Source organism: Oleiphilus sp. HI0123, assembly GCF_001635315.1.
The window spans coordinates 1-9875 of record NZ_LWGE01001151.1 but is presented as its reverse complement, the minus strand read 5'-3'; the positions used below and the strand labels follow the sequence as shown (position 1 = coordinate 9875).

The following is a 9875-nucleotide window of genomic DNA, read 5'->3' as shown; positions in this document are numbered from 1 at the left end:
GCACATTCGTCTGGCCAAATCATCTCTAGCGTGCTGAATAAGTGTTAAAGGATCTCGCGCTACGGAAGTGAAAACATGCAAACCACCTAAAGGCATAATGCCCTTCTGTGTTATTTCACCGATAGACCGACAATAGTGCTTCAGGTTCCCGGCCGCATCCGGTTGTGAGGTTGAAGGCATCAATATCGCCACTTCATTTCGATCCAAACTAACAAGACTAAATGCGCTATCCAACTCTGTTGATAAGCACGCTTTAACCTCATCACGCCACTGAGACTCTATTCGCAACAATGCAAGGGCATGTGACGCTTGGTCGTCTCTGCCAATCAAATCAGTCAGGCGCGCTTCTAAACCTTTTTGGTTTAACAAACCTGTTTCAGTATCATGAACATCCAACCATTTCCTCTCATCTACAATAGTTGGTTCAGCTAAAGGTGTCGCGATGACCAAAACTTGCCGAGACGAGATAGAGACAGACTCTTCCTGCTCTCCATAAACAGGCGTATAACGCCAAGAAAGGCAGTGCTGATGCCCTGACACAGAAGTGATATAAGCAACATGTTCAAACTCTGACAAAACCCCTCTAGTGATATCCTCAAGCCGCCGGGAGACTAAGCCCCCCTTAGCCTGAATGAGAGAATCCAACGAGCTCCCTTCGAGACTTTCTGAGCTTAATTCAAATAAAGATTTTAGATAGCGATTAACAGACAATAAGCGCCCGCCACCATCAACTACTGCGATACCCACAGGAACTGAGTCATTCACACTCTCTGATAATAGTTTCTCGCGCTCCAAAGCTTCTGTGCGTGCATCCAAAGCATTTGACGTTTCGACTGCCAAGCGCTCAACTGCATCGGCACGATGTAGCTTACGTAAAGGCTGGCGTAATAGTATAAACAGTAGAAATTCACCGACAAGCAACGCTAAGAAACTATAACTGAACGTTTGAGAGATCGTTTGATCTAATAAGGAGTAGTCTTCAGACACATTTGATATTACAACTAGTTGATTTTGCTGCAAAGGCATCGCCTTCAATTCATAAATATTTGGAGACAAATCCAAAACCTGAATTCGGCGACTTAATTCATCAAGAGAGTACGAACGCGAAGCCTGATCAAGCACGACTCTGCTTTCCAAGGGGTTGGTTAAAGCCATTAGATCACGCTCCCAAAATGGAGAAACAGGCAGCCCCTTGACCCCTGCACTAAATGGGTCCGTATTCTTGCTTAGCAAAACCGTATCAATATTTGAGACGTGCTGAAACCTAAGCATTACATTACTTAATGGCTCTGCCAGAACGATGACACCCAAAACATCCCCCTGATAAAGCATGGCAGTGTAAGTCACAATTCGGCAAACAGAGTTACAATCTACACGCCAAGAGGGCGCTTCTCTCTGGAGCACCTCCCTAACACTCTCTTGGTGTTGCAATGAGTCAGTCGAGTGTAATATACCAAGCTGAGTATCAAACAAAGCCAATACTGACAATCCCCCATCGGCTTGTAAATTCCAATCAAGCTCTTCTATTTCACTGCGAAAACTTTCGACATCGTTTCCCCGGATTGCCTCCATTAAAATTTTATTCAAACTTGCCGAGTTCGCTAGCTGTATCACTTTATCCGCAGAAGTTTCTATCAAACGATTTAATTGCTGTTCATATTGGGCATGCACAATAAGCCGGTTAGACTCAAACTCATGCGTTTTCCACTGAGACATCAACAAAGAAAAGGCCAACACAATTAATGTGAATACAAGGCTAATCGCTCCAAACGTTTGCCAATTAATGTTAAAACCTTTGTCTTTCCATCCTGAGGGTAATGTCTCGTCAATCATCTACTACCACCTATAGGCGAGCTGAAAAAGAACTGCTGTCCAGTATGGATCCTGCTCGTCTGAAATCGAGTTATCACGACTAAACAACCTCGAGTAACCCTCAATATAATGAATCTCAGCGCGAAGAAGCCAGTTCTCATCAGGTCTAAATGCCAGACCAAAATTAGCATCGTCAAATGAGCTCTTTGGGTCTGACGAGCCCCTCAGCTTTGTTTGTTCATAGCGAGCATACATTTCCCAGAATTCATCAAAACGATAAACACTCTGCAAGTAATAAGCTTCTTCATAAAAATCATTAACAGCCTCGCTTGCCAGTGCCGGAATATTAGTCTGGAATTTATGGCGCAAATACTCAAACGTGACAGACCATTGGAATTGGTTGTATTCAAGTGATGTCACGATATTTTCGGAGTAAAATGACGCGTCAGGCTCAACAATCATAAGTAAAGGGTCGTCACCTGCAGGAAACTCAACTGATACTTCGTACTCTGGTTTGAAGTACGTTATGGAGGCACGCCAACCATCAAACTCTTCTCCATATATTATTTTGGCTAACAGGCTACGATCTCCTTTGAGTTTGCTTGGAGAAAGTTGTGAGGCCTCTTCCAACTCATCTTTATCAGCAACAGGCTGGCTCAAGAAAAGTTGAAATGCTAAAGGCTCACCAGATAGGTCATAAGAACCAAAGAATTCCACACCATCAGCGGAATAAAAGGAGTTACGAGTCATGTCAAAATAAACGGCTTGCGGCATCACCACCCCCGTTCGGGTATGGGGAATATCCCGAGTCTCATTATAAAAACCATATTGGCTTTCAAACAGCATCAGGCTTTAGGCGCTTTTTCAAAGCCGAATTTTCACAAACACCTATAGAGTTTCTCGAAAAGCATTGTTCAGCAAAAATTTGTTCCAATCTTGAAAACTAGGCGTCACCTTCTCCGCCTTTTTAATCTGGATATTATTAACGAAGATAGTAAGTCAAGCATGAGCTAGCTCAAACATAGCTCGAAGCACCTAGCGAGGCACAGTGACCTCTGCCTACAAATCTCCGAGCACTAATGCACCGCTTTCCAATAAGTTGGCAATAACGCTTTTATCCTGTTTATCTGAAACTAAATCTAGTATTCGCTGACGACAAAGATCTTGTCTGTCGGCGAGTTCTTCAGCCAATGCGGCTGAACATTTATAAGAAGTACCATCAACATAAAGCAGACACTCCTTGAAGGTGGTATAGGCAAAGCGTGAAGCAGGGTTACGCTGAATTAGCTCACCCTCACCAAGGAGCGACTCCCAATCCTCAATACTTTCGCCGACAAGCTCAAGCTCAGGATACTTCCTTTCCGTTACATACTCCCCTAGCCAGTTTGCAAGCAAGGTCTCATTGGTCAAGGCCTCGCTCAACATTTCACGCAAGCGAGTGATAGCAGCTTCAGGGATATTACCTCGGGCAGCTTTTAAAGCCTCGATGCTATCCTGATAACGCTCATCCTCTTTCAAGCCCTCCAAGGCTGCTGTCGCTACACCGTCGACAATATCTCGAATGCTCGGAGCGCGAAAACCAACTGAATAGGTCATGCTGTTTTCTACAGAGACTCCTAAGTGCGCATGCTTGGCGGGAATGTAAAGGATATCACCCGGTTCCAAGGTTACTTCCAATTTAGGCTCAAATTCAGTCAGGATACGCACAGAGGTATCTGGTACCAATTCACTGTCGGCGCTACAAACCTGACCTACTTGCCACTTTCTGCTCCCCTCTCCTTGAATTAGAAAGACATCAAAAAAGTCATAATGCTGGGAAACGGTTCCCCCAACCGGCGCATACGAAGCCATTATGTCATCCAGACGCCAGCTCGGTAAGAAATCAAAAGACCTTAAAATCTCCGCCACTTCAGGTGACCACTGATCAAGACCTTGAACCAGAAGCGTCCAATCCCTCTTGGGTAGAGTAGGAAACCGGCTTTCTTCAAAAGGCCCACACTCGACCTGCCACTTTTGATCAGACTGCATAATTATTCGGGACTCGACATCCTCCTCACAGGCTAAACCCGCTAATTCACTTGGCTCCAACCAATATGGGTCCGAAAAAGCCTTGGAAATAAGCATTGGTTTTTTTTGCCAGTAATTGAGTAAAAAATCCTGAACATCAAAATTGTGCAACATAGCGAGCCTTATTCTTAATTAGCAAAAAGCAGGTAAAGTCGGTAGACCTGCATACCCCAGCTGTTCTATTCTGAGCATGATATAATAATGGATTGATAATGCAGTAACATCATTTGAAATATTATGAGTCAAATTAAAATCCAAACTTATGCCCTGGATAAACTTCCATTAGAGGTACATCGTCGCCTATGCAAGCTCGATAACGACTGGCTGCATATTCATAAGGCTCATCAAGTAGAGAAGGGTTTTATCCAGGCACTTGTCGCCAGTGATAACATTATTGGCTACGTTGTCGTTAAGCATAACGACGCTAGCTCTGCCCATATCCATAAGCTATATATTCACCCTTCCTGCAGAAGAAAGTCCTTTGGTCGCCAGCTTCTGCATCGAGCGATGAAAGCTGCCGCAAAGTCTAACTATGATGAGCTCTACCTGGAATGCTTTCAAGAATATCAGGCCTTCTTTGCCTCTCAAGGATTCGTGACAGCCAAAGAGCCTAATCGTGATGGGATATACCATATGGAAATGCCCTGTCTGAGGCATTATATTAAAGTCCGAGCAGAAGAGCCTCACTTGTCAACAGATGGACGGAAGGCACTGTTAATATCTCAGGATAATCATTTATATAAGTACAATAACCAAGACCAGTTTGTTAGCTTTCATCGAAGCATGCTTTCACAGGCCCAGAGACAAATATCCATACTTTCCGACACAATCACACACCCTATCTTTAAAGAAAGCTACATCCGTCAATGTCTATTGAATCTATCGAAGAGGAACTCGCAGGCAAAAATTAGAATACTATTAATCGATGATCGAACTGGTGCAGGCTATCACAATCCACTTATTGACCTCGCCCAGAAATTGACCAGCTTCATCGAATTAAGAGTGATTCCAAGAGGCGCCAGCAGGCCCCGCGATATGATTACAACGGTTGATTTTGACGCCGGCATCTACCGGAAAGACCTGGATAGCTACACGGGCTTCGTTAACTACAGCAATCATATGATCGCACAGAGACTCAGAGATAGCTTTGACCAACATTGGCAATACGCTAAACCCTCTGCCAATATGCGCCGCCTAAGTATTTAGCTAATCAATACGCACAAAAAAACCGGCATTCAGCCGGTTTTTTTGTGCCCCTACATAAGCAGGGGCTGAGTAAACACTTATTGCGCTTTAAACTTCAAACGGTAAGCATGAAGTAGCGGCTCTGTGTAACCACTTGGCTGCTCTTTGCCCTTGAAGATCAAATCAGAAGCTGCCTGGAAAGCAATGCCGTCAAAAGACGGTGCCATGGCGATGTATTCAGAATCACCCGCATTCTGGCCGTCAACAATCGCTGCCATACGCTTCAAGCTTTCTTCAACCTGTTCTTTGGTACAAACACCGTGCTCCAACCAGTTCGCCACGTGCTGAGAAGAAATACGCAATGTTGCACGATCTTCCATCAAACCAACGTTGTTGATATCTGGAACTTTAGAACAACCAACACCCTGATCAACCCAACGTACAACATAACCCAGGATACCCTGACAGTTGTTGTCGATTTCGTTCTGAATGAATTCAGGCGTTAGCGCCTTAACTTCATCTGCAGACATTAGTGGAACGCTTAAGATGTCATCTACGTTTGCATGCTCGCGAGTCTTAAGTTCGTTTTGAACCGCAAATACATCAATCTGATGATAGTGAATTGCGTGAAGTGCTGCGGCAGTAGGAGAAGGAACCCAAGCCGTGTTAGCACCCGCTTTAGGATGGCCCACTTTCTGCTCCATCATCATGCCCATTTCATCAGGAATCGGCCACATGCCTTTACCAATCTGTGAACGACCTTGTAGGCCTGTTTCCAAACCTGTATCAACGTTCCAATCTTCGTATGCGTTAATCCAAACTTGCTGCTTCATTTGAGTCTTAGCAACAAAAGGACCTGCCAACATTGACGTGTGTAGCTCATCACCGGTACGGTCAAGGAAGCCTGTGTTGATGAATACAACACGGTCTTTCGCTGCACGGATACATTCTTTCAAGTTAACAGTGGTACGACGCTCTTCATCCATAATACCCATCTTCATCGTGAAGCGAGGCAGGTTAAGTGCATCTTCAACACGTGCAAACAATTCGTTAGCAAAAGCCACTTCTTCTGGGCCGTGCATCTTAGGTTTAACGATATTGACAGAACCTGTTGTAGAGTTCTTGAATGGGCTATTGCCATTCAAGTCGTGAATAGCGATAAGCGCTGTCACAACACCGTCCATGATGCCTTCAGGAATTTCAGAACCGTCTTCCAAAAGAATCGCAGGGTTAGTCATCAAGTGACCTACGTTACGAACGAACAACATTGAACGACCTTTCAAAGAGAAAGTATTACCGTCAACACCCGTGAATTCACGGTCAGCATTCATCACACGTGTAAATGTCTTACCGCCTTTGCTTACGTCTTCAGCCAGATCGCCTTTCATTAGGCCTAACCAGTTGCCGTAAGTCGTCACTTTGTCTTCTGCGTCAACCGCAGCAACAGAGTCTTCACAGTCCATGATAGTGGTCAGTGCCGCTTCCATGATCAAATCTTTAACGCCAGCAGCGTCAGTTGAACCAACTGGGCTAGTCGCATCGATTTGGATTTCGATGTGCAAACCATTGTTCTTCAAAAGAATAGATGTTGGTGCAGCTACGTCGCCGGTGTAACCAACAAATTTGTCTTCTTCTTTTAGACCTGAAGTAGAACCGTCAGCCAGTGTCACGGCAAGCTTACCGTCAACGATTGCGTAGTTTGTTGTACCGACGTGAGAACCCTTAGCCAAAGGTGCAGCCGTGTCTAATACACCACGAGCATAAGCGATAACCTTGTCGCCACGTACTTTGTTATAACCTGGGCCCTTTTCAGCGCCACCTTCTTCAGAAATAACTTTCGTGCCATAAAGCGCATCGTACAAAGAACCCCAACGAGCGTTAGAAGCGTTCAATGCGAAACGAGCGTTCATTACTGGCACAACTAGCTGTGGGCCAGCCATTTCAGCGATCTCTGGCTCTACATTTTCAGTCGTTGCTTCAAATGCCGGGCCTTCTTCTACCAGGTAACCAATTTCCTGAAGAAATGCTTTGTACTCTGCGAAATCCAAAGACTGGCCTTTACGCTCAGAATGATACGCATCAATCTTAGCTTGAAGGTCATCACGCTTTGCAAGCAGCTCGCGGTTACGTGGTGCCAACTCATTAGCGATTGCGCTGAAACCAGCCCAAAATGCATCCTGATCGACGCCTGTACCTGGAATTGCTTTCTCGTTTACGAAATCGAATAGCTCTTTTGCGACCTGCAGGCCTGCAGCTTGAACGCGCTCTGTCATCTTTGTATCAGCCTCAACACTTGAAATAACAAGGAAATTGCCCCTAGCAAAAGTAAACTTCTTCGCCAGGTGCGTAATAAAGGCGGCAGATTTTACATGAAAATGTGACAAACCCCAAATTCTATCCGATCAAAGTTTGCACAATCATTTACCATTTCACCCTAAATCCCAGATAGAAAATCACAAACGCTGGTCTATACTCAAAGGTATAAGCAATTTCAGTTTAACCTTTTGTATATTTTTTAAGATCTTAGCTATGTCAACAACCACTATTACAATCGCCATCGTTGCTATCATATTTCTTTGCATTGGTGCTATTTATATTTCTCAAGCGCGCGAGCGAGCACGTGTTGAGCGCATTCGCAAAACCAATGTGCTGACTGAGCGACATAACCGCATGCAACAGTTGATTCACGACCTGCCCCCGCAGTACTTAAACAACGAGCTACGCATCATGATCGCCGAGCGCTCAGTTGAAACGCTTAATGAACTGATCATTTTAAATAAAACCGAGCGCCTACAAGGTTACCTCACTGCTGATCATGACTATCTAAAGAACTTACGCGAAAACAACCCCAAATTTCCGGCAGTCCCCGTAAAAACAGAAGCCAAAGCCAAAGAAGTGAGAGGCTACCTGGAGGTACTTCAACGCTTTATTCAGTCACAACATAAGGCCAAGCGTCTGAATGCCGGCAGTGCAAAAAAATATCTGGATCACATCAGTCTTTCGATTTGCCAATCCAAAGCAGACTTATTCTGTGGCCGAGCCGAAGCGGCAAATGCCAATGGCAAGCCCAGAGTTGCAATTCATAATTACCACAGTGCAATTGATGCATTTAAAGAGTTTGCCAAACACCCTCAGGCCGCAAAAGCTATTGCGCTTTACAAAGCCAAAATCAAAGCGCTTGATGAAGTAGCGGATCAACACAACAAAAAATTCAGAGAACAAGAAGAAGCTAAAAAACAAGAAGGCAACAAAGAGTGGGATAGCTTTCTCGATGACGAAGACCAATGGCAAAAGAAGAATTCATACGACTAAAAACAAGTTTTTTCTCTTCTCTTGCATCTTAAAATAGGATTTTCCTGACATTATGTACTATTTTTAATATTTAGAAGAGCTCCATAATTAGCCCGGCTGATCGAGCTCTACCTATTCTGTCCACAATGAACTTCTCTGGACGACCTCAAAAAATAAAAAAGCCGTTTAGATGAGAAAAATCAGGCTCAGCCACCCATTAGCTAAATTATTACTATTACTAATCCTCATCGTTGTAGGGCGTTATGCTTTTTCTGAACAACTTCCCGGATACAAGCTCAGCGCTGAGTCAATACCCGAAAATATAGGCATTTACACCCAATACATCGAAGATAAAGACGGCATTCTATTTTTGAAGATATTATGGCCGCGGACTCAAAGTATAATAATGGTCTAAAATGGCAAAATGCTCCCAACGATGGCCTTGCAAAAGGATTTACTGACTCAGTATATTGGCTCCGCTTTTCAGTCGATAACATAAGCCCAGAAGCCACACGCTGGTACCTTGAGGTTCGCTACCCGATCCTTGATTCAATTGAATACTTCATACCAGATAGTGAGGGCGAGTATACTAAAGAAATCGCAGGTGATGCTTATCCCTTTGAGCAACGAGACATCGATTATCGAAATATCGTTTTTTTACACAACACGCCAGCCAACGAAAGCCAAACTTTTTATATGCGCATCGATACCTCTAGTTCGATGTTTGTCCCCCTTCAAATATGGCCCAATGACACCTTCTTTCATGAAATAGATAAAGTTAAGCTACTGCTCGGCATTCTCTATGGGATCGTAATTCTTGCGCTATTTATTTCAGCAGTAAATGCCGTATTCCTAAGAGACGTCATGTATATCTGGTTAAGCGGTATCTTTATCTGCTTTTTCTTGTACCTGGGTGGGATTAAAGGGGTTGCCTTCCAAGCCTTATGGCCAAACTCTCTCTATTGGCAGAAAATCAGCATCCCCTTCTTCATGAATATGAGCGTTGCATTCGGCTTCTTATATTGTCGCGCCTACATCAACTTAAGAGTGCTGTCTCTCAAGCTTGACCTGTCAATTAAAGTCTTGGCGGCGCTAGCTTTTGCCACAAGCTTACTCTGCTTTATTATCGAATACGAATACATCATTAGCATCAGCACAATCGTAACCATGCTTTCACAAGTCATATGTTTAAGCATCGGCCTCTACTCCTGGTATAAAGGCAATACGGCAGCCCGCCTGTTAATTTGCATGTAAAACTGACCCTGCTTTTGCACTTAATTTTGACCCGCCTGAGAGGCCAGATTACGGCCTGAACTTTTCTTTTATTTCCAGTTTTAAATTCGTTTATTAGTAGATTCTTTGTAGCGGTAACTTTCGTTACCTGTTTCAATGATGTGACAGTGATGCGTTAGTCGATCAAGTAATGCGGTTGTCATCTTTGCGTCACCGAAGACTTGGCTCCACTCTGAAAAGCTTAAGTTAGTCGTGATAATCACACTTGTTTTCTCATATAGTTTGCC

At 44.1% G+C, this 9875-nt stretch carries 8 protein-coding genes; 3 read left to right on the top strand and 5 right to left on the bottom strand.

Annotated elements, in window-relative coordinates; translation table 11 throughout:
- From A3761_RS12265 to A3761_RS12255, 3 genes are all read right to left on the bottom strand, one after another.
- Positions 1-1833, bottom strand: a 1833-nt coding sequence (locus tag A3761_RS12265; protein WP_156491819.1) for a cache domain-containing protein, incomplete at its 3' end; no start/stop codon positions are given.
- Positions 1834-1836: 3 nt separating this feature from the next.
- The gene (locus tag A3761_RS12260) at positions 1837-2658 is read right to left on the bottom strand and encodes a hypothetical protein (protein ID WP_068554318.1); all 822 of its coding nucleotides are present in this window, start codon (positions 2656-2658) and stop codon (positions 1837-1839) included.
- A gap of 213 nt (positions 2659-2871) precedes the next feature.
- Positions 2872-3993 (bottom strand): cupin domain-containing protein, encoded by a 1122-nt coding sequence (locus A3761_RS12255; RefSeq protein ID WP_068507457.1) that lies wholly within the window; start codon positions 3991-3993, stop codon positions 2872-2874.
- A gap of 123 nt (positions 3994-4116) precedes the next feature.
- Between A3761_RS12255 and A3761_RS12250 the strand changes: the two genes are divergently transcribed.
- Positions 4117-5085 carry a GNAT family N-acetyltransferase gene (locus A3761_RS12250; RefSeq protein WP_068507459.1) on the top strand — a complete coding sequence of 323 codons (969 nt, stop codon included), beginning with the start codon at positions 4117-4119 and terminating at the stop codon, positions 5083-5085.
- 77 nt (positions 5086-5162) lie between these two features.
- Here A3761_RS12250 and A3761_RS12245 read toward each other — a convergent pair whose 3' ends face one another.
- Positions 5163-7337, bottom strand: a complete 2175-nt coding sequence (locus A3761_RS12245; protein WP_068507465.1) for a malate synthase G — start codon at positions 7335-7337, stop codon at positions 5163-5165.
- A 256-nt stretch (positions 7338-7593) separates the two neighbouring features.
- Between A3761_RS12245 and A3761_RS12240 the strand changes: the two genes are divergently transcribed.
- Complete coding sequence (locus A3761_RS12240; protein ID WP_068507461.1) at positions 7594-8376, top strand: hypothetical protein; 783 nt, start codon at positions 7594-7596, stop codon at positions 8374-8376.
- A gap of 360 nt (positions 8377-8736) precedes the next feature.
- On the top strand, positions 8737-9609 hold the full coding sequence (locus tag A3761_RS12235; protein WP_068507463.1) for a 7TM-DISM domain-containing protein: 873 nt from the start codon (positions 8737-8739) through the stop codon (positions 9607-9609).
- Positions 9610-9689: 80 nt separating this feature from the next.
- On the opposite strand, the gene A3761_RS12230 is transcribed toward A3761_RS12235, so the two are convergent.
- Positions 9690-9875 (bottom strand): ATP-binding protein (locus A3761_RS12230; RefSeq protein WP_197473030.1); only part of this gene is annotated, 186 nt, incomplete at its 5' end.